This is a genomic window from Mesorhizobium sp. M7A.F.Ca.MR.148.00.0.0 (assembly GCF_003997735.1).
Taxonomy (GTDB): domain Bacteria; phylum Pseudomonadota; class Alphaproteobacteria; order Rhizobiales; family Rhizobiaceae; genus Mesorhizobium.
Window position 1 is genome coordinate 14201 of sequence record NZ_RZTB01000061.1, and the last position, 21029, is coordinate 35229.

Sequence of the window (21029 nt, forward strand, 5' to 3'; positions counted from 1 at the left end):
CGGTATCTTTTCACCCGCGCGCGGCTTTGAACTGATCGTCCGCTCCTTGGCCGGCATCGTCGCGAAGGCCGCGACCTGCTTCACCGGTCCGATCAGCTGGATCAGATTGGTGATGTAATACGGTCCGATGTCGAGCACGGGACCGGCGCCCGGCTGGAAGAAGAAATCCGGATTGGGATGCCAATGCTCCATGCCGTGGCCCATGACATGGCAGGTACCGCTCGTGACCTTGCCAAGCTTGCCAGTGTCGATCAGGTTGCGCACCAGTTGGTGCGCGCCGCCGAGGAAAGTGTCTGGCGCCGAGCCGATCCGCAGGCCCTTTTTCTCCGCCCGCTTCTTAAGGTCGAGCCCTTCCTTGACCGACAGCACGAACGGTTTTTCCGAATAGACGTGCTTGCCGGCGTCGAGGATCTGCTTCGACACCTCGTAATGCACCGCCGGGATGGTCAGGTTGACGATGATGTCGATGTCGTCGGCCTTGAGCAGGTCTTCTACGGTGTCGGCGCGCAGCTTGAACTCCTTCGCCCGCGCTTTGGCCGCCTCCATGTTGATGTCGGCGCAGGCACGCATCTCAATGCCGCGAAACAGCGGCGCCAGTGAGAAATACGCTTTCGAGATGTTGCCGCAGCCGATGACGCCGATGCCAAGTTTCTTTGCCATGCTGATTGCTCCTAATAGGTTTTGGCGGCTGCGATGGAGCGGCGGGCGAAACGCTCGATGTCGTTGGGGTTGTCCTGTTCCATGACGTAGTATTGGGCAGCACTCTTGGCACGCAACACCTTGATCAGGCCGGCCCAGTCGATGGTGCCATGGCCGACATCCGACCAGCCATCCTCATCCAGCCCCTCGCCGGGCTTGGCCATGTCCTTGACGTGGACGGCGCTGATGCGCTTGCCGTGTTTTTCGATCCACGGCAACGGATCATCGCCGCCGCGCACCACCCAGGCAACGTCCATCTCCCAGCTGACATCGGGCGCGGATGACAGGATGTGGTCCTGCGGCACCGATCCGTCGGCAAGTTTCTTGAACTCGAAATCATGATTGTGCCAGGCAAAGCCGTAGCCGGCCTTTTTCGCGGCGTCGCCGACCTTGGCCAGGCGTTCGCCGAAGCCGCGCCAGCCGGCCACGTCGGATGGCCGCTGATCGGGCATCAGGAAGGGACAGATGAGCAGCGTGATACCAAGTGCGTCGGCGGTTCTGCGCACGCCGTCGAAATCGTTCTCGAGCGCGTCGATCGAGAAATGCCCAGTCGGCATGGCAAGCCCGTTCTTGTCGAGCTCGGCACGGAGTGCCCCGGGATCATCATAGACGCCGCCAAAACCTTCGACCTGGGCGTAGCCGAGCTTGCCGAGCATGGCGAGCACACCGTCCCAGGGTTGGAAATTGCGGGCGCTGTAAAGTTGGAATGACCAATTCATCGTCTCTGTCCGTTCGCTTGGGATTGGAAGGTTGGTTCTCGGAAGCTAGATGCGTGTGCCGGTTGCGGTGTCGAAAAGCGAAGCGCGCATCGGATCGAAGCCAAGCGTCACCGCCTCGTCATTCTTGGGCGTGCGTTCCGAGGTCACTCGGACGCTGAAATTCTGCTGGGCAAGCTTCAGCCAGACCAGCGTGTCGGAGCCCATGGGTTCGACCACCTCGACATTGGCGGCTGTCGAGAACGGCCAGCCGGTGCCACTGTTCAGACTGACATGCTCGGGCCTGATACCGAATGTGACGGGGCCGGGAGCCGGAGGCTTGGCAAAGTCGTAAGTGCCGAGCGGGATCTTGATATCCTCGGCCGCGAACCGCCAGCCGCCGTCGGCGTCTTCCAGGCGGCCATCGACGAAGTTCATTGCGGGCGAGCCGAGGAAGCCGGCGACGAAACGGTTGACCGGCCTGTTATAGATGGTCTGCGGCGCATCGAGCTGCTGGATGACGCCGCCCTTCATCACCGCGATGCGGTCGGCCAGCGTCATCGCCTCGATCTGGTCGTGGGTGACGTAGATCATGGTGTTCTGCAGCTTGCGATGCAGCAGCTTGATCTCGACGCGCAGTTCGGCGCGCAGCTTGGCATCGAGATTGGACAGCGGCTCGTCGAACAGAAACACGTCGACATCGCGCACCAGCGCCCGTCCGATGGCGACGCGCTGGCGCTGGCCGCCGGAAAGGGCGGCCGGCTTACGCTGCAGCAGCGGTTCGATCTGCAGGATTTCAGCCGCCCGCGCGATCCGCTTGGCGATCTCTTCCTTTGGCGTGCCGGCGACACGCAGCCCGAAGGACAGGTTCTTCTCCACCGTCATTTGCGGGTAGAGCGCATAGGACTGGAACACCATGCCGATGCCGCGGTCCTTGGGCTCTTCCCAGGTGACGTTCTTGCCCTTGATGAAGATGCGGCCTTCGGAGACATCGAGCAGGCCGGCAATGCAGTTGAGCAAGGTCGACTTGCCGCAGCCGGACGGCCCGAGCAGCACGATGAACTCGCCATCGGCGACATCAAGATTGAGCGTCTCCAGGACGGTTACCGCGCCGAAATTCAATGACAGGTCCTGGATCGAAACGCTGGTATCATTGGCTGCCGTCATCGCCGTCACCCCTTCACCGCGCCGGCGGCGATGCCGCGTACGAAAAGCTTGCCGGAAATGAAGTAGACGATGAGGGGCACAAGCCCGGTCAGGATGGTTGCGGCCATGTTGACGTTGTACTCCTTCACGCCTTGCACCGAATTGACGATGTTGTTGAGCTGCACCGTCATCGGATAGGTGTCGGGGCGGGTGTAGACGACGCCGAACAGGAAGTCGTTCCAGATGCCGGTCACCTGCAGGATGATGGCGACGACGAAGATCGGCAGCGACATCGGCAGCATGATGCGCAGGAAGATGCCCCAGAAGCCGGCGCCGTCGACGCGTGCCGCCCGGAACAGCTCTTCCGGCATCGAGGCGAAATAATTGCGGAACAGCAGCGTCAGGATCGGCATGCCGAAAATGGAATGGACGATCACCAGTCCGCTGAGGCTGCCATAGAGGCCGATCTCGCGCAGGATGATGACGATCGGATAGATCATCACCTGGTAGGGAATGAAGGCGCCGACGATCAGGATGATGAAGAACGTATCGGCGCCCTTGAAGCGCCAATTGGCCAGTGCATAACCATTCACCGAGGCGATGGCGATCGACAGCAGCACCGACGGCACGGTGATCCGCACCGAATTCCAGAAACCGCGCGAGAGCCCGTCGCAGTTAAGGCCGGTGCAGGCCGTCGACCACGCCTTGACCCACGGCTCGAAGGTGATCTCGAGCGGCGGTGAGAAGATGTTGCCGAGCCGGATCTCCGGCATGCCCTTGAGCGAGGTGACGACCATGACATAGAGCGGCAAGAGGTAGTAGACCGCCATGACGAACAATGTGCCGTAGAGAAAGACGTTGCGGCGCGAAATCACGCGGCGCGGCTTTGGACCGTAGGGCCCGGCGATGTCCTGGCGCGCGCCGGCGGCAACGCTTGCTTGAGCGGTGATGTCTGCAATGCTCATTTGCGCCGCCCGAACTCGAGATAGGCCCAAGGCACGATGACGATCACCACCGAGAGCAGCATCATGGTCGAGGCGGCAAAACCCTGGCCGAGGTTCTGGGCGAAGAACATATAGTCGTAGACGTATTTGGCCGGCACTTCGGAGGCGATGCCCGGGCCGCCGCTGGTCTGGGCCACGACGAGGTCATAGACCTTGACGATGCCGGAAGCGATGATGACGAGCGTGGTGATGAAGACCGGCCGCATCATCGGGATGACGATGAACAGATAGGTCTTCCACATCGGGATCCCATCCACGCGCGCCGCCTTCCAGATGTCTTCGTCGATACCGCGCAGGCCGGCCAGCATCAGGCACATGATGAGCCCGGTGCCTTGCCACAGCGCAGCGATCGATATGCCGTAGATGACGATGCTGGAATTATAGAGCGGGTCGAAGCTGAAGCTCGTCCAGCCTAAGTCCCGAACGACATGCTGGATGCCGAAATCCGGATTGAGCAACCACTGCCAGACCAGGCCCGTGACGATGAAGGAGAGCGCGAAAGGATAGAGGAAGATGGTGCGGAACGTGTCCTCGAAGCGGATCTTCTGATCGAGCAGCGCGGCAAGCAGAAAACCGATGACCAGCGAGAACACCAGCGAGATCGCGCCGTAGATCAACAGGTTCTCGATCGAGATCAGCCAGCGCGGCGCCGCCCACAGCCGGTAATACTGGTCTAGTCCGACGAAATTCAGCCGCGGCAGGAGCTTCGAATTGGTGAAGGAATAAAGCACCGTCCAAACGGTGCCGCCGACGAAAACCACCATGGCGGTGAGGATCATCGGGATCGAGGCGACCTTCGCATTGAGGTTGCGGAACAGAAGGTTGGGGCGTGCGCTCTTGCTCATCTCGTCAGCCGGCTGGGTAAGGGCGGTGCATTCCCGGCCCCGCATTCGCAAGGCCGGGAGCGAGGCGGGTTGCCTCCAGCGTCAGTCCGCCGAAGCGATGAGGTCGGCGAAGCGCTTCTGCGCGTCTTCGACGGTCAGTTCCGGCTTGGCGAAGAATTCGGCGAAAAGGTCTTCCTTCTGCTTCTGGGTGTCCTGCGAAAGCAGTTGGTCCGTCCACGGCATGACGGCACCCTTGGCAAGAATGGCGAGGCCCTTCTTCATGCAGTCGTTGGCCGCATTGAGATCGACGTCGCCGCGCACCGGCAGGGATCCCTTCTTCAGATTGAAGGCAACCTGCGTCTTGGGATCGAGCAGCGTCTCGGCCAGCACCTCCTGCGCCTTGCTCTTGTCGGCATCCTTGAGCAGCGGGAAGTAGAAGGCGTCACCGCCCGTGGCTATCACCTCGTTCAGCCCAAGGCCTGGCAGGCAGGTGTAATCCTTGCCGGCGGTCTTGCCGGCAACTTGAAACTCGCCCTGTGCCCAGTCCCCCATGATCTGGCCAGCGGCCTTGCCGGTGATGACCAGGTTGGTCGCCTGGTTCCAGTCCTGCACATTGGTGTTCTTCGCCATCTTGCGGGCATCGTCCGCGGCCTTGAAGACCTTGGCGACTTCGGGCCCGGCGGCGAACTTGGCATCCTTGTCCTTGTAGACCTTGAGGAACGTGTCCGTACCGCCCACAGCCGCAAGCAGGACGTCGAAGGCACCGGAGGATTGCCAGGCCTGTCCGCCGACGGCGAGCGGGATGATGCCGGCCTTTTCCAGCGCCGGCGCTGCCGCCACGAATTCATTCCAGTCCTTCGGCAACGGCACGCCGGCCTTCTCGAAGGCCTCGTTGGACAGCCACAACCACTGCCAGGAATGGATGTTGACGGGCACGCAATAGATCTTGCCGTCGATGGTGCAGCCGTCGAGCAGGCTCTTCGGCCGGACGACATCAGTCCACTTGCCCTTGGTGGCGACGTCGGTGAGGTCGCGCATCAGGCCGGCCTGCACCAGTTCTTCCGCCTGCCGGCCATGGTTGAATTGCGTGGCGCCCATCGGATCGCCACCGGTGATGCGGCTGATCATGATTGGCCGCGCCGTGCCGCCGGAGCCGGCAATGGCGCCGTCCACCCAGTGGTTGCCGGTCGCATCGAATGCCTTGGCAAGTTCCGCAACCGCCGCCGCCTCGCCGCCCGACGTCCACCAATGGGTGACTTCCAGGTCCGTCGCGGCCGCCTGGCCGGCAAACTGCAACGCGGCCGTCGCTGCCAGCGCAGCGGTCAAAAGTTTGTATCGCATTTCGGCTCCTCCCAGAATCTGAAACGTTACAGATTTTCGATACGGCAATTGCGTGAGCTGTGCAACCCATCAACGAAGCGCCCCCGATATTTTTTCGGACCGCGAACAAATTCGCATGAATGATCGCGCTTCTCATGCACTGCAGCATGTTTGCTGCGGCGCAAACACCGAAATGCCGCCTGATACGGGCAAAAGGCGGCGGCAGAGGCGATTTCTCCTGGAATCCCAAGCGTTTCGCAAAAGAACCATCCACCTCGTGGGCGAGGGACATGTAACTCGATATGGCAATCTGTAACGTTTCAGTATATTGAGACTTTCCGGGGCTGGAACGCATAGCGTATCGCCATGACGGCGATTGCCGACATGGCTCGCGGCTGCTATGCGCCTGACGGGCGGGACGAATGGACAGACAGCGTACGGACAAGAACGGGGAGACCTCGGCACAGGGACGGCCGACGTTGAAGACGCTTGCCTTCATGACCGGGCTCGGCGTCACCACCGTGTCACGCGCCTTGAAGGATGCCCCGGAAATCGGCGCCGAAACCAGGCGCCGCGTCCAGCTCGTCGCCAAGCAAATCGGCTACCGGCCGAACCGCGCCGGCGTGCGTCTGCGCACCGGCAGGACCAATGTCATCAGCCTCGTGCTCAACACCGACCGCGAGATCATGAGCTTTGTCTCGGACATCATCTACGGCGTTTCGGAAGTGCTCGCCGAAACGCCCTATCACCTGATCGTCACGCCCTATTCCCGCTCGCAGGATCCGATGGAGCCGATCCGCTATCTCGTCGAGACCGGCTCGGCCGACGGCGTCATCATTTCGCGCACCCAACCGAACGATCCGCGCGCCCGCTACATGCTCGAGCACGGCATGCCCTTTGCCACGCATGGCCGCACCGACATGGGCCTCGTCCATCCCTACCATGACTTCGACAACCATGTTTTCGCGATGGAAGCCGTGCGCCGCCTGGCGAGTATGGGCAGGCACAAGCTGGCGCTTCTGTCGCCGCCGCCCGGGCTGACCTATTATGGCCACACGCTGAACGGCTTTGCCGATGCGCTGAGCGAGGTCGGAGCCAGCGAAATTCCGTTCAACACCGTTTCCGTCGATCACACGATCGAGCAGATCAGGACCAGGACCGCGCAGGTGATGCGCCGCGAAAACAGGCCGGACGGCTTCGTCAGCAGCGCTGCCGCCGCGACACTGGCGATCGTCGCCGGCATCGAGGATGCCGGCCTCAAGCTTGGCCGCGAAGTCGATGTCGTGTCCAAGCAGTCGTCGGACCTGTTGCATCTGTTCCGGCCGGAATTGCTCGTCGTCAACGAGAACTTCCGCCTGGCCGGCTCCGATCTCGCCCGCTCCGTGCTCGGCTGGATCGGCGGCGCCGCACCCGGCTCGTTGCAGCGCCTGGTCGCCACCAGCGAGGTTCAGGCGTTCAGCCCGCCGGTTTCCGTTTAGGCCCTTGGGTTAGCCAGCCGCACCGCTTCCCCACGGCCCGTGGAAAGCGCCCTTGTCGTCGATGCGCTCGAAGCCGTGCGCGCCGAAAAAGTCGCGCTGCGCCTGGATCAGGTTCGAGGTACCGCGGCCCTGGCGGTAGCTGTCGAAATAGGCAAGTGCGGAAGACAGCGCCGGCACCGGCGAACCGGCCTCCGAAGCCCTCGCCACGATGCGGCGCAGCGACGGATGCGCTTCCTGCATCAGCGCGATGAAGGCCGGGGCCATCAGGAGGTTGGTCGAGGCGCCGCCCTTGCTGAAGGCTTCCGCCATGGTGTCGAGCATCTGCGAGCGGATGATGCAGCCGGCGCGCCAGATCCTGGCGATGGTCGGCATCGGCAGGTTCCAGTTGAATTCCTTGGAAGCGCCGCTCATCACCGCGAATCCTTGGGCGTAGGCGGCGATCTTGCCGGCGAACAGCGCCAGTTCGAGATCATGCAGCAATTCGTCCTTGTCACCGGAAATTTTCGTCACGCCGGCGTTGCCATAGGCCTTTTCCGCCGCCAGCCGCTCGTCCTTGATCGACGACAGAACGCGTGCCGCCACCGCCGCCTCGATCGCGGTGGCCGGAATGCCGAGCTGCTGCGCCTCGATGACCGACCATTTGCCGGTGCCCTTCTGCCCGGCGCGATCAAGGATGATGTCGACCACCGGCTTGCCGGTCTTCGGATCGTCAGCCGCCAGCACCTTGGCGGTGATCTCGATCAGATAGGAGTTGAGCCGGCCCTTGTTCCAGTTGGCAAACACCGTGCCGATCTCTTTCGGGCCCATGCCCAGGCCGTCGCGCAGGATGCCGTAGATTTCCGCGATCATCTGCATGTCGGCATATTCGATGCCGTTGTGGATGGTCTTGACGAAATGTCCGGCGCCGTCGGTGCCGAGCCACGCCGCGCAGGGTTCGTCCTTGAACTTGGCGGAGATGGCGGTCAGCACCTTCTCGACGCGCTTCCACGAGTCCTCCGTGCCGCCGACCATGATCGACGGCCCGTGGCGCGCGCCCTCCTCGCCGCCGGACACGCCCATGCCGATGAAGGTGAGGTCCGAGCCGGAAAGCTCCGAGAAGCGCCGCATCGTGTCGCGGAAATTGGCGTTACCGGCGTCGATGACGATGTCGTTGGCCGACAGCACGCCGCGCAGAGCCGCGATCTGTTCGTCGACCGGCTTGCCGGCCAGCACCATGATGATGATAGGACGCGGCGGCCGGATCGCGGCGGCAAGCTCTTCCAGGCTGTAGCAAGGCACGACCATGTCCCTGAGCGCGCCGGCATTCTCGATGAAAGCGTCGGTGCGCGCCCTGGTGCGGTTGAAGACGGCGATGCGATGCCCGTGCTCGGCGATGTTGAGCGCCAGGTTGGAGCCCATCGTGCCAAGGCCGATCAGGCCGATTTCGGCTTTTTCCATCGTTTCTTCCCTGCTTTCGGATCTTGTTGGTTGAAGCCCGCGATTTTGCCGGGATGATTGACGGGCCTTTTGGGCCACGTCAACCGCCTCGCCGAATTGTGTTGCACGGATGCCTAGCCAAGCTCGTGTCGGTCCGGCCTTACGGCCTGATATCGACGGGCGCCTCGATCTTCACCATCTGAAAATCCGAGACCAGTATGTCGATGCGCACTGTCCACCGGCCGGGCACCGGGATGACGAGGTTGTCGACGCGCCAGCTGCCGTCGCCGGGCTTGCTCGCAGCGCGCTTCAGCGGCTCGATGCCGGAATCGGGCTTCGACAGCACAAGCGTCACCTCCTTGGCGTCGAGCGGGCCGAAATCGCCGCTCATGATGACCATCGAGGCAACGACCGGGCCGGCATGGCCGGGAGTGATGCTGAGATCGGCCATCGCTTGCAGCGCGTGGATATGGACCGACACCGGTTGCGCTGCCGCAATCGCGAGCGCTCGTGGCGGCGGTGTGAAACGCCAGCCCGCGGCAACGCCGAAAATAGCCAACACGATAAGTGTCTCGACGCCGATCGAGCGGACCAGCCTGCGTTGAACTTCCGTCGATCCCGCCTCGGCCGATGCCGTAAGTTTCCAGCGATTGACGGCAGCGAGCGTGAACAGAAAGACCAGCAGCCCCAGCTTGATAAGCAGCAGCCTTCCATAGGCGGTGTCGACCAATGCCGCGGGTGTTTGCACCTGGATGACGGCAAGCACGATGCCGGCAGCGGCAAGCACGGCCACCACGGGCAGGATCGCCCAAGAAAACCGCCGCAGGAATGGCGTGGCCCCCGCCGATTGCCTCTTCACCGCCAGCCCGAGTGGGACCAATGCGCCGGCCCACAACGCGATGCCGACGCCGTGCAGGAACACCATCGGCCGCGTCAGCCATTGCGGTTCGGCGGCACTGGCATGGCCGCTGGCGGCAAGGGCAACCCCCACCCCGGCCAGGCCGGCCAGCGCCAATGGTTTGGCGGTGGCGCGGGGACCGGCCAGCGACAGCAGGCCAAGGCCCAGCGCGATCAGCGCGACCAGCACTGTCCAGCCGAAACTGGTGTCGAGCCCGGTCCGCCAGACGACCGATTGTGCCAGATGGGAGAGCGGCGCCCCCAATGCGTCCAGACCTTGCAAGCCGAGCGACAGGCACGACGCGACCAGCCCGCTCAGGATTGCAGCTGCAACGAAGCGCTGCCCGGCACGGCCACTTCCGGCCAACCAGGCAAGCGCGAAGGCGCCGCCAACGCCGAGGAAAAGGCCGACGTAGAGAAAGATTTTGCCCGTCCAGATAGCCGACCGCAACGGCCAGTCGACGGCTTCGGATACGGCGGGCGGCTCGCTGGGCGCGCCGATGGAAAACAGCAGCGATCCGCCGACGGGATGACCGTCTGCGGAGATGACGCGCCAGCTCAAGACATGCGTGCCGGACTTGAGTGGCTGCGGATTGTCGATCTCGACGGTCTGGTCGCTGAGCCGGAATGACGTTAGCGGAACTGGCTTGTCGTCGGGCTTCACCAGCGTCAGCACCAGAGGCGAGACCGGCTCGCTGAAGGTCAGCGAGAACTGCGCCGGCCCCTGTGCCAGCACCGCGCCGTCGGCCGGGTCGGTCTTGATCAGCGCGGCATGGGCAAAGGCCTGATCCGACACGGCAAGGCTGGCAAGAAACACGATCACGGCCAACAGGCCGGCGGCAAGCCGGCCGGCGCGTTGGCCGGTCATGGAAGCCGTTTGCAGGAAGGAGGTCGTGCCCATGTCACCGCCACGAAAAGGAGCGGCGCGCTCGAAAGGGCGCGCCGCCTGGGAGATCATTTCTTCGGCAGCAGCTTGATGCCGGGTGCCGGGCTTTCCAGCGCGTCTTCATCCTGCCCTGCCGCCGGGATCTCGATCCAGCGATCGGCGGCGCCGTCGCATTCCTGCACCACCGGGAAGTATAGTTTTTGGCCCGCCGGGAGATCCGCCGTCAACGTCGCGCGGAAGACGAACTCGTCGTAGAATTCATCGGGCAGGCTGCCGGCGTTCCAGTCGACCTCCTTGACCCCGTCGGTCACCGCCTGACCGTAGAGTTGGTAGGATTTGTCGTACTTGCCCTTCTTGGTCTGTAGCGTCCAGCCAGGCTTCGGCATCGGCTTCACCGCGATCACCCCTTCCGGAATCTGCACGCGCACGGCGGTCGTCGCCTTGCCTTCGCAGCCATGCGGCACCCGCAAAACGGCCTTGTAGGTCGAGCCGACCGCCGCCTCCTGGGTTTCGAACGTGATATGCGCGAAGGCGGCGCTGGTTCCGAGCGCGAGAAGTGCGCCGGCCGACAAAAGATATTTGTTCATGATGGTCCCTCGGATTTTCAAAATTTGTCGAACCGGCCGGATCAATTGGCGTGATCGTCCATGGCGCCACCGCCCATGCCTTCGACAGCGAAATCGACGCTGACGGCGCCGGCCTTTTCGAAGGTCAGGACGGCGGAGAACTTTTCGCCCTGTTTGGGTTGCCGCTTCAGGCCGATGAACATCAAATGATAGCCGCCAGGCGCAAGCGCGACCTTGCCGCCGGCCGGAATTTCCAGGCCGCCGGCAACCGGCCGCATGGTCATGACGCCGTCCTTGACGCCCATCTCATGCAGCTCGGCCTTTTCAGAAACATCGGACGAAATCGACACCAGCCGGTCCGGTGCACTGCCATTGTTGGTGACGGTGAAATAACCCCCGGCCACTTTGGCACCGGCAGGTGTGGCGCGCGACCAGGGGTGGCCGATCTCGAGATCGCCAAGTTTGAACTCATGCGCGAGGACGGACTGGGCGCCTGTGAACAGCAGCGCAAGAGCCAGCACGGCAATGCCGACACGCTCTTTGATGCCGCGTAGAATGCCGCCTGGCGCAGGACGCGCGGCGTCAGGGAAAAGATAGGACATGGTTGCTCCATGAAGTGAAGGTCGCGCCGTTGCCGGTCGCGAGCAGTTTGATCTTTGGATGGGTACGCCCACGCAAGGTTCCGCCGGGCAAACAGGCTCAGGCCGTCAGCGGCGGCGCACGCGGGTTCGACGGCGAGCGCTCACGCGCAAAGTCGAGATGGATGGCCGCCGGAAAAACAAAGGCGACCGTTTTGAAGGAAAGGCTGCCCAGCGCCAGGCCAGCACCGGGCGGCGACGCAAAGGCCGCCGAAACCATGCTGCAGCCGAGCACGCAGCATGCCGGAAGATGGGACGGCTGCTGGTTGCCGCCGGGAAGCTGGGCTGCGCCCTCATGGGTGCAGATGACGTTGCCAAAGGCGTCGAGCTGCGAAGCATTGGGACCGGTGCCGAAGGCGAATGCTCCGAGCGTCGACTGGAGCAACAGCAGATAGGCCGCGACCAGCGCGACCGGCATGCTCCACCGTCTCCTCGATACGCTCAAAGCCCTGCCTCTTCGCAGCAATGCGACATTCCTAGCACGGGGCTGGCGGGTGGAAAATCGCCAAATCGCCGCGGCGCCAACGCGGCAGGGTCAATGCATGTCGCCCAAAAGTGTATAGTGGTTTTGGGACGACGACATGCATGAAACAAGACTCCGAGCCGCGATGCGGCTCAGTGTTTTTGCAGCGACCGGCTCTCCGGGATCGAGGTCAGCAATGTCTGGCGCGCCGACTTCAGGTGCTTGCGGCAAGCGGCGTCGACCTTGCCGAGGTCGCGCGATTTCAGCGCCTCGATATAGACTAGATGCTCGCCGATCGCGACTTCGTTGCGTTCGCGTTCCTGCGCCTTGTTCCACTGGTAGTGGTAGTGGAAGATCATGGCGATGACATCGTAGAAATCGACGATGAAGCGGTTATGCGACGCCCGGTGGATGAGCCGGTGGAAGCGCTCGTCGAGTTCGGAGAACTCGGTGAAGCGGGTGGCGATGTCGTTTGCCAACTGGCGATGCTCATCTTCCAGGCGGTCGAGATCGGTCCAGACCGCGCTGTCCTGCGGTAAAGCGGCAAAGGCAGCCGCCGAGCGCAATTCGAACATTTCGCGGATTTCGGTCAGCTCCAGCGCGAAGGCGCGGGTAAAGCCCTTCAGCACCCAGTGACTGTTGCGACGCTTCTCGATCAGGCCGAAGCGGGAGAAGCGGATCAGGAACTCGCGCACGCTGGTGGTGCCGACGCCGATCTCACGCGCCAGTTCGAGTTCGTTGATCTGCATGCCGGCTTCGGCGCCGCCGGCGAGCAGCCGACGCATGAACGACCGTTCGATGATCTCGGCCAGCGTGTCGGTCTCCTCCTCGGGGAAGAAATCATCGGGACGCGGTTCGCGCAGCACCGTCTTGGCGCGCTTGTTCCAGGCGATCAGCCCAGTCTCTTCCATGCGCGCGAGAATGGTGCGCACCGTGGTACGGCTGACGCCAAGCAAGGTACCCAGTTCCGGCTCAGAAGGCAGGCTGCGCGTTTCGTCGAGCAGCCGCAGGCAGCGGTTATAGGCATCCTTGTAGACGTTGTTGCTCTTCGACATCCCTGACCCGTTGCACGCCGTCGCTTGCGGCGGCCGGTTTGAAGCGCAATATGACGTTCCCATGGCCCTGAGAAGCGAAATTGCTTCCCGGAACAACCCAGGCATGCGGAACTCCCCACGAAAAAACAATTGACGCAAAACTGTTTTTTCACGATAAAAGACATTATCTCTAAACAGACGCGTGTCAATCCGTCTGCGCAACCCAGGATCACCCAGGAAACCGCCCGTGAACGCCTCCAACTGCATTCTCCTGTCCCCTGCCGACAATGTCGCCGTCGCCAACGGCCGCATCGAGATCGGCACCGCGTTGCCGGGCGGTGCCGTCGCCAGTGCGCTGATCGAGCCCGGCCACAAGGTGGCGATCAAGCCGATCGCCACCGGCGAGGCCGTGGTGAAATACGCCCAAGCGATCGGTCGCGCCACGCAGGATATTGCGGCGGGCGAGCACGTGCATTCGCACAATCTGGTTTTCGAATCCGGTCGCTTGCCGGTCGTGCCGCCGAGCGAGGCCGAGCACGCGACGGAGGCCGACCGCGCCCGCACCTTCATGGGCTATCGCCGCGCCGATGGCCGCGCCGGCACGCGCAACTTCATCGGCATCGTCGCCAGCGTCAATTGCTCGGCCACCGTCTGCCATTCCATCGCCGACACCGCCAACCGCACGCTTTTGCCTAAATATCCCGGCATCGACGGTTTCGTGCCGATCGTGCACGGCCAGGGCTGCGGTATGAGCGGCACCGGCGACGGCATGATGGTGCTGCACCGTACACTCGCCGGCTACGCCCGCCACCCGAATTTCGGCGGCGTGCTGATGGTCGGCCTCGGCTGCGAAGTCAACCAACTCACCCTATACGGCCAGAAGGGCGTCGCTGCCGGCAAACGCCATTTCAACATCCAGGACGCCGGCGGATCGCGCAAATCGGTGGAAAAGGCGATGGGCGTGCTGGCCGAGATCGCCGAGGAAGTCGGCCAGCTGAAGCGTGAGCCGATCCCGGTCAGCGAGATCGTCGTCGGCCTGCAATGCGGCGGCTCGGACGGCATGTCGGGCATCACGGCCAATCCGGCGCTGGGCGCGGCTGTCGATATCCTGGCTGGCGTCGGCGGCATCGGCATCCTCTCCGAGACGACGGAGATCTACGGCGCCGAACATCTGCTTGCCTATCGCGCGGCAACGCCGGAGATCGCGCAGAAGCTCGACGGTTTCGTGAAATGGTGGGAGGACCACGTCGCTAAGCATGGCGCCTCGATCGACAACAACCCCTCGCCCGGCAACAAGCGCGGCGGTCTCACCACCATCCTGGAGAAGTCGCTCGGCGCGGTCGCCAAGGGCGGTCAGACGCCCCTCAACGGCGTCTTCGGCTACGCCGAAAAAGTCACTGGCAGCGGCCTCGTGTTCATGGACACGCCCGGCTACGACCCGGTTTCGGCGACCGGCCAGGTGGCGGGCGGCGCCAACGTCATCGTCTTCACCACCGGCCGCGGCTCATGCTTCGGCTGCCGCCCGACGCCGTCGATCAAGGTCGCCACCAACTCCACCATGTACCACCAGATGGAAGAGGACATGGACGTCAATTGCGGCGTCATCGCCTCGGGTGAAAAGACCATCGCCGGCATGGGTCGCGAGATCTTCGAACTGATCGTCGAGACGGCTTCCGGCCGCAAGACCAAGAGCGAGGACTTCGGCTACGGCGACAACGAGTTCGTGCCCTGGCATCTGGGCGCAACACTTTAGATTTTACTGATATAAAGTAGACTGCGCGCCGGTCAGCGGCGGGCAACGGGGAGGTTGTGCATGGAAAGACGCCGCATCGGCCAGACAGCGCTGGAAGTCACCGAGGTCAGCTTCGGCGGCGCCGCACTTGGCGGCCTTTACCGCGCCTGTTCGCGCGAAGCGGCGATGGAGACGCTGCAGGGCGCCTGGGATGCCGGCCTGCGCTATTTCGACACCGCACCCTTCTACGGTTTCGGCCTGTCGGAGCGCCGCTTCGGCGACTTCCTGCGCTACAAGCCGCGCGATTCCTATGTGCTGTCGACCAAGGTCGGCCGGCTGTTCCGCCCGGTGCCGGACGATCAGGTTCCCGATCACTCCTATGTCGATCCGCTGCCCTTCGCGCTCGACTACGACTATTCCTATGACGGCATCATGCGGTCGGTCGAGTTCAGCTATGCGCGGCTTGGCCTAAACAGGATAGACATCCTGTTTGTCCACGACATCGGCGCCTACACCCATGGTGTCGAGAAGACCAAGCTGCACTTTCGCGACCTGATGGACGGCGGCCTCAAGGCACTTGAAGAGCTGAAACGGTCCGGCGTCATTTCCGCCTATGGGCTTGGCGTCAACGAAGTGCAGATCTGTCTGGACGTGATGCGCGAGGCGCCGCTCGACTGCATCCTGCTCGCCAGCCGCTATTCCTTGCTCGACCGCAGCGCCGAAGCGGAGTTGCTGCCCCTATGCCGGGCGCGGCAGACCTCCTTGGTCATTGGCGGCGTGTTCAACTCCGGTATCCTGGCGACCGGGCCGGTGCAAGGCGCACATTTCGACTACCGCCCTGCCAGCCATGACGTGCTCGACCGCGTCGGCGCAATGGAAAGGATCGCCGCCGAGGGTGGCTATCCGCTCGCCGCCGCAGCGTTCCAATTCCCCTTGCATGAACCTGCCGTCGCCACCGTGCTGACCGGCACCGCCAAGCTGGCGAACCTGACGCGCAACCTCCAACTGCTCGACATCGACGTGCCGGAGACGGAATACGCCAGATATCGTCCCCACACGCTGGTGCAGGAGCTGGTGTGAAACTCCATATTCTTGCGGTCACACGAAGGAATGGACATTCTATATTGACGATATGATGGAATTAATATTCCATACGTTTCCGGAACGGAACGGAAGCCTGACGGCGCCAATGGGGAGCAGCGCGGTGGATTTGCCTCTGCCAGGCCTCGCAAGGACTGATCAAACAGCGCTTGCATCGATCTGTTCGATGCATTATCAAAACATGGCAATTGTTTTTTATTGATAAAGTTCTGTTTTGGACCACGCCTATCCGGACGGAGCTTCCGTATCGTTCACCGGGCGACTTAGGGAGGAAACCTCATGAAATTCGTGACCAGCATTCTCAACCGCCGCGCCGTCATGGCGCTGGCAGCAGCTTCGATGCTCGCCGGCGTCATGCATTCGGCGCCGGTTTCGGCGGCGGACGTCACCATTCCGATCATCGTCAAGGACACCACGTCGTTCTACTGGCAGATCGTTCTGGCCGGCGCCCGCAAGGCCGGCAAGGATCTCGGCGTCAACGTGCCGGAACTCGGTGCCCAGGCTGAAACCGACGTCAACGGCCAGGTCTCGATCCTCGAGAACGCCGTTGCCAGCAACCCGGCGGCCATCGTCATTGCGCCGACCGAGTTCAAGGCGCTTGGCAAGCCGATCGATGAAGCCGCTGCCAAGGTCAAGGTCATCGGCATCGACTCCGGCGCCGACTCCAAGGCCTTCACCTCGTTCCTGACCACCGACAACGTCCAGGGCGGCCGCGTCGCTGCCGACGGCCTCGCAGCCGCCATCGGCGCCGCCAACGGCGGCAAGATCGAGGGCGACGTCGCCCTGATCACCAACGCGCCGGGCGCCGGCTCGCTCGAACAGCGCAAGCAGGGCTTCACCGAACAGCTGGCCGCCAAATATCCGGGCCTCAAGCTGGTCGCCGATAAATATGCCGACGGCCAGGCCACCACCGGCCTCAACATCGCCACCGACCTGATCACCGCCAACCCGAACCTCAAGGGCATCTTCGCTTCCAACCTGATCATGGCGCAGGGCGTCGGTCAGGCTGTCGCGGAAAACAGCCTTGGCGGCAAGCTGGCGCTGGTCGGTTTCGACAGCGACGAGAAGCTGATCAAGTTCCTCAACGACGGCGTCATTTCCGCCCTCGTCGTCCAGGATCCGTACCGGATGGGCTATGACGGCATCAAGACCGCACTCGCCGCTTCCAAGGGCGAGAAGGTCGAAGCCAATGTCGACACCGGCGCCAATCTGGTGACCAAGGACAACATGAAAGACCCCAAGATCGACGCGCTGCTCAATCCGAAGCTCTGAGCCGTCGCATCCGCAATGGTCTCCGGGGCACCTCGCCCCGGAGACAAGCTGCCGCACAAACGGCTTGGCAATCCATAAGCGTAGGCTAGGCTGTTTTCGAGACATATCCTTGTCTCGCCGCGTGCCAATCGTGAGGCCAATCTGGGAGGATTGTCATGACATCGACGGCGCAGGAACTGCATCCGGCCCCTGTGCTGGAACCGGGGCGGACCATCCTCGAATTGCGCGGGCTGGAGAAGCGCTATCCCGGCACCCACGCGCTGAAGCCGGTCGACCTCGCCTTCAAGTCCGGTGAGATCCACGCCATCGTCGGCGAGAACGGCGCCGGCAAATCCACGCTCATCAAGCTTCTGACCGGCGTCATGCCGCGCACCTCCGGAGAGATCGCCTGGGAGGGCCAGCCGGCCGCCCTGGCGACGCCGCACGAGGCGATGGCGCTCGGCATCAATGCCGTGCACCAGGAAGTCGTGCTGTGCCGTCACCTGACGGTCGCCGCCAACATGTTCCTCGGCGAGGAGAATTCGCGTTTCGGCATCCTGCAGCAGCGCGCCATGGTCAGGCAGGCGCAGACGATCATCGACGACCTCGGCTTCGACCTGCCGGCGCATGTCACGCTTGGCGACCTGACCATCGGCCAGCAGCAGTTGATAGCCGCCGCCCGCGCCACCGTGCGCGGCACCAAATTCCTGATCTTCGACGAGCCGACCGCCTACCTCACCCGCAAGGAGGCCGACCAGCTTTTCACCCTGATCCGCCGGCTGAAGGGCGAAGGCGTGACGATCATCTACATCAGCCACCGCATGGAGGAAGTGTTCGAGCTCGCCGACCGTGTTTCCGTGCTGCGCGACGGCACGCTGGTCGGCACCCGCAACATCGCCGAGACCAACGATGCCGAACTGGTCAAGATGATGATCAACCGCTCGATCGAGCAGGTCTACCACAAGGAGCATTTCACGCCGGGCGCCGCCCTCATCGAGGCGAGGAACCTGTCCGGCAAGGGCTTCGAAAACGTCTCGATGACGGTCCGCGCTGGCGAGATCGTCGGACTCTATGGCCTGATCGGCGCCGGACGCAGCGAGTTCGTCACCACGCTTTACGGCCGCCACCGCAAATCCGCCGGCCAGATCCTCTGGGAAGGCAAGGAGGTGCAGGTCAATTCCGAGCATGACGCGATCAAGCTCGGCATGGCGCTGGCGCCGGAAAGCCGTCGCGACCAGGGCCTCTGCCTCAACCTGCCGGTCGGCTTCAACCTCAACCTGCCGATCTACAAGCGTATCTCGAACAATCTGCTGATTTCGAGCACGCAGGAGAAGACGCAAGCCGATCGCCAGATCGCCGATCTGCGCATCAAGACACCGACGCGCGGCGCGCTGGCATCCAGCCTGTCGGGCGGCAACCAGCAAAAGATCGTCATCGGCAAATGGCTGGCGCACGGCGCCAAGCTGTTCATCTTCGACGAACCGACGGTCGGCGTCGATGTCGGCACCAAGGCCGAGATCTACCGCCTGTTCGGCGCACTTTTGTCAAAGGGCGCCGGCATCATCCTGATCTCGTCCTATCTGCCGGAAGTCTATGAACTCGCCGACACGCTGCATGTGTTCCGGCGCGGCAAACTGGTGGCGACGCACGGTTTTCACGCCGCCAGCCACGAGGATATTCTCACTCAGGCGCTCGCCGAGAAACAAGAAAAGCTGGGAGGACAGATATGAGCACCGAGGCGATCGCCGTCGAAAAACCGAAGCGCAACTACAACGTCCTGTTTGGGCTGACGCTTTTGGCGCTGCTGGTTCTGCTCTGGATTCTTCTCTCCGTGGCGACGACGAGCTTCGCCTCCGCCAACAACATGGCCAATCTCTTGCGCCAGGGCTCGATGATCGCCATCATGGCGGTCGGCCAGACTTTCGTCATCATCACCGGCGGCATCGACCTGTCGGTCGGCGCCGTGGTCGGTTTCGCCACGGTGGTCGTGGCCATGATGATCAATGCCGGCTTCCCCATCTGGCTCGCCATTCTGGTGACGCTGCTGGTCGGCGTCGCCATCGGCATGTTCCACGGCTTCGGCATCGTCAAGATGGGCCTGCCGCCCTTCATCATCACGCTGGCAACGCTGACCTCGCTGCGCGGCATCGGCCTTTTGATGACCAACGGCAATTCGATCAACATCAACAGCGACACCTTCACCGCCTTCTCGCGCAATTCCTTCATCGGCATCCCCAACCTGTTCTGGATGGTGATCCTGGTCGGCATTCCGGCCTATATCTTCCTGCACCACAGCCGCTGGGGCCGATACCTGTTTTCGGTCGGCTCCAACGCCGAGGCTTCGCGCCTGTCCGGCGTCAATGTCCAGCGCACCATCTACATGGCCTACACGCTGTCGGGCCTGTGCGCCGCCTTTGTCGGCGTGCTGCTGGCCGCCCGCATCGGCATCGGCAACCCGACGCAGGCCGAGGGCTGGGAGCTGCAGGCGATCGCGTCTTCCGTCATCGGCGGCACCTCGCTGTTCGGCGCCGTCGGCTCGGTGCATGGGCCGCTGCTCGGCGCCTTCATCCTGGCCACCATCAACAACGGCGCCAACCTGCTAAACGTCAATTCGTTCTGGCAGCGCATCATCACCGGCGCGCTGATCATCATCATCGTCTACTTCGACGGCCTGCGCCGCCGCGGCAAGTAGCGATCCCGCAATCAACCGCCGGCCCGCCACACCAACGGGCCGGCGATTTCATGACTGGATTAGCGCATGAAAGCCGTCCTCTGCCGTTCGCCCGGCGATCTTGTCCTTGAAGACCGGCCCGCACCAGAGGCACCGCCTCCCGGCTGGGCGCTGGTGGCGGTCAGCCATGTCGGCATCTGCGGCACCGACTACCACATTTTCGAGGGCAAGCACCCGTTCCTCGCCTATCCCCGCATCATGGGCCATGAGGTGTCGGGAACGATCGTCGAGACCGGCGACGGCGTCGATCTTGCCGTTGGTGAGCCCGTGGTGATCAACCCCTATCTTTCCTGCGGCAAGTGCATCGCCTGCCGGCACGGCAAGCCCAATTGCTGCGTCAGGATCGAGGTGCTGGGCGTGCATCGCGACGGCGCCATGTGCGAACGGATCCTGGTGCCGGCGCAAAATCTCTATCCGGCCAACGGCCTGTCGCTGGCTGACGCCGCCGCAGTCGAGTTCCTGGCCATCGGAGCGCATGCCGTGCGGCGCGCCCGCGCCGACCCCGGCGCCCGCACGCTGGTCATCGGCGCCGGCCCGATCGGGCTCGGCACCGCCATCTTCGCCCGCATCGCCGAACTCGACGTGACGCTGCTCGACATGAGCAGTGAAAGGCTCGCCTTCGCCGCAAATGAGCTTGGTTTCCAGACCCTCGACGGCTCGCGCGGCGCGGTGCCTGATCTGGTCAAGGAAGCAACATCAGGCGAAGGCTTCGATGTGGTCTTCGATGCCACCGGCAACACCCAGTCGGTGCAGTCGGCCTTTGCCCATGTCGCGCATGGCGGCACCTTGGTGCTGGTCTCTGTTGTCAAGGACGACATCAGCTTTTCCGATCCGGAATTCCACAAGCGCGAGATGACGCTGATCGGCAGCCGCAACGCCTTGCGCGCCGACTTCGATCACGTCGCCGCCTCGATCCGCAACGGCGCCGTTCCCCTGGCCAAGCTCGTCACCCATCGCACCACACTCGCCGGCACGCCGCGCGATCTGGCTCGTTGGGCACATGAGAAATCCGGCCTGATCAAGGCTGTGATCGAGGTCGGGGCATAACATGGCAGACGGCGGACCCGGCCCGAATTGACGACGCCCGCGCAGGTCGACCCCCACTCCGTCTCGGCTTCGCCGAGCCACCTCTCCCCCGATCGACGGGG

At 63.2% G+C, this 21029-nt stretch carries 19 protein-coding genes; 7 read left to right on the forward strand and 12 right to left on the reverse strand.

Going from position 1 to position 21029, the window contains the following annotated elements; all coding sequences use genetic code 11:
- The 6 genes from EOB49_RS20960 to EOB49_RS20985 form a co-directional block, all read right to left on the reverse strand.
- Nucleotides 1-660, reverse strand: a 660-nt coding sequence (locus tag EOB49_RS20960) for a Gfo/Idh/MocA family oxidoreductase (protein WP_164781755.1), incomplete at its 3' end; no start/stop codon positions are given.
- Between the two features lie 11 nt (nt 661-671).
- The gene (locus EOB49_RS20965) at nt 672-1418 is read right to left on the reverse strand and encodes a sugar phosphate isomerase/epimerase (protein WP_127382131.1); all 747 of its coding nucleotides are present in this window, start codon (nt 1416-1418) and stop codon (nt 672-674) included.
- A 45-nt stretch (nt 1419-1463) separates the two neighbouring features.
- A complete protein-coding gene (gene ugpC / locus EOB49_RS20970; protein ID WP_127382132.1) occupies nt 1464-2561 on the reverse strand; it encodes a sn-glycerol-3-phosphate ABC transporter ATP-binding protein UgpC in 1098 nt (365 codons plus the stop codon).
- Between the two features lie 5 nt (nt 2562-2566).
- Entirely contained in the window at nt 2567-3505 is a 939-nt protein-coding gene (locus tag EOB49_RS20975; RefSeq protein ID WP_127382133.1) for a carbohydrate ABC transporter permease, read from the reverse strand.
- The gene (locus EOB49_RS20980; RefSeq protein ID WP_127322195.1) at nt 3502-4389 is read right to left on the reverse strand and encodes a sugar ABC transporter permease; all 888 of its coding nucleotides are present in this window, start codon (nt 4387-4389) and stop codon (nt 3502-3504) included. Before EOB49_RS20980 ends, EOB49_RS20975 begins: the two co-directional genes overlap by 4 nt.
- Nucleotides 4390-4470: 81 nt before the next feature.
- Entirely contained in the window at nt 4471-5709 is a 1239-nt protein-coding gene (locus tag EOB49_RS20985; RefSeq protein ID WP_127382134.1) for an ABC transporter substrate-binding protein, read from the reverse strand.
- Between the two features lie 401 nt (nt 5710-6110).
- Between EOB49_RS20985 and EOB49_RS20990 the strand changes: the two genes are divergently transcribed.
- On the forward strand, nt 6111-7166 hold the full coding sequence (locus EOB49_RS20990; RefSeq protein WP_127382135.1) for a LacI family DNA-binding transcriptional regulator: 1056 nt from the start codon (nt 6111-6113) through the stop codon (nt 7164-7166).
- Between the two features lie 9 nt (nt 7167-7175).
- Here the strand turns inward: EOB49_RS20990 and gndA are convergent, their stop codons facing one another.
- From gndA to EOB49_RS21020, 6 genes are all read right to left on the reverse strand, one after another.
- A complete protein-coding gene (gene gndA / locus EOB49_RS20995; RefSeq protein WP_127382136.1) occupies nt 7176-8603 on the reverse strand; it encodes an NADP-dependent phosphogluconate dehydrogenase in 1428 nt (475 codons plus the stop codon).
- Between the two features lie 139 nt (nt 8604-8742).
- Complete coding sequence (locus tag EOB49_RS21000) at nt 8743-10380, reverse strand: copper resistance CopC/CopD family protein (RefSeq protein ID WP_127382137.1); 1638 nt, start codon at nt 10378-10380, stop codon at nt 8743-8745.
- A 53-nt stretch (nt 10381-10433) separates the two neighbouring features.
- Entirely contained in the window at nt 10434-10952 is a 519-nt protein-coding gene (locus EOB49_RS21005) for a YcnI family protein (RefSeq protein ID WP_127382138.1), read from the reverse strand.
- Nucleotides 10953-10993: 41 nt separating this feature from the next.
- Nucleotides 10994-11533 carry a copper chaperone PCu(A)C gene (locus EOB49_RS21010; RefSeq protein ID WP_127382139.1) on the reverse strand — a complete coding sequence of 180 codons (540 nt, stop codon included), beginning with the start codon at nt 11531-11533 and terminating at the stop codon, nt 10994-10996.
- A 97-nt stretch (nt 11534-11630) separates the two neighbouring features.
- On the reverse strand, nt 11631-11987 hold the full coding sequence (locus tag EOB49_RS21015; RefSeq protein WP_127382140.1) for a hypothetical protein: 357 nt from the start codon (nt 11985-11987) through the stop codon (nt 11631-11633).
- Between the two features lie 197 nt (nt 11988-12184).
- Nucleotides 12185-13087: a GntR family transcriptional regulator gene (locus tag EOB49_RS21020; protein ID WP_127382141.1), complete on the reverse strand. Its 903-nt coding sequence runs from the start codon at nt 13085-13087 to the stop codon at nt 12185-12187.
- 226 nt (nt 13088-13313) lie between these two features.
- Here EOB49_RS21020 and EOB49_RS21025 point away from each other — a divergent pair, with 226 nt between their 5' ends.
- The 6 genes from EOB49_RS21025 to EOB49_RS21050 all read left to right on the forward strand — a co-directional run bounded on the left by EOB49_RS21025 (nt 13314) and on the right by EOB49_RS21050 (nt 20928).
- The gene (locus EOB49_RS21025; protein WP_127382142.1) at nt 13314-14819 is read left to right on the forward strand and encodes an altronate dehydratase family protein; all 1506 of its coding nucleotides are present in this window, start codon (nt 13314-13316) and stop codon (nt 14817-14819) included.
- 60 nt (nt 14820-14879) lie between these two features.
- Complete coding sequence (locus tag EOB49_RS21030; protein WP_127272466.1) at nt 14880-15878, forward strand: aldo/keto reductase; 999 nt, start codon at nt 14880-14882, stop codon at nt 15876-15878.
- Nucleotides 15879-16178: 300 nt separating this feature from the next.
- Complete coding sequence (locus tag EOB49_RS21035) at nt 16179-17171, forward strand: ABC transporter substrate-binding protein (protein ID WP_127272465.1); 993 nt, start codon at nt 16179-16181, stop codon at nt 17169-17171.
- Nucleotides 17172-17326: 155 nt separating this feature from the next.
- A complete protein-coding gene (locus tag EOB49_RS21040) occupies nt 17327-18880 on the forward strand; it encodes a sugar ABC transporter ATP-binding protein (RefSeq protein ID WP_127382143.1) in 1554 nt (517 codons plus the stop codon).
- The gene (locus tag EOB49_RS21045; protein ID WP_023812479.1) at nt 18877-19842 is read left to right on the forward strand and encodes an ABC transporter permease; all 966 of its coding nucleotides are present in this window, start codon (nt 18877-18879) and stop codon (nt 19840-19842) included. The genes EOB49_RS21040 and EOB49_RS21045 overlap by 4 nt, the downstream gene beginning before the upstream one ends.
- Nucleotides 19843-19908: 66 nt before the next feature.
- Nucleotides 19909-20928, forward strand: coding sequence for a zinc-binding alcohol dehydrogenase family protein (locus EOB49_RS21050; RefSeq protein WP_127382144.1), 1020 nt, complete (start codon nt 19909-19911; stop codon nt 20926-20928).
- The last annotated feature ends 101 nt before the right edge of the window (nt 20929-21029 follow it).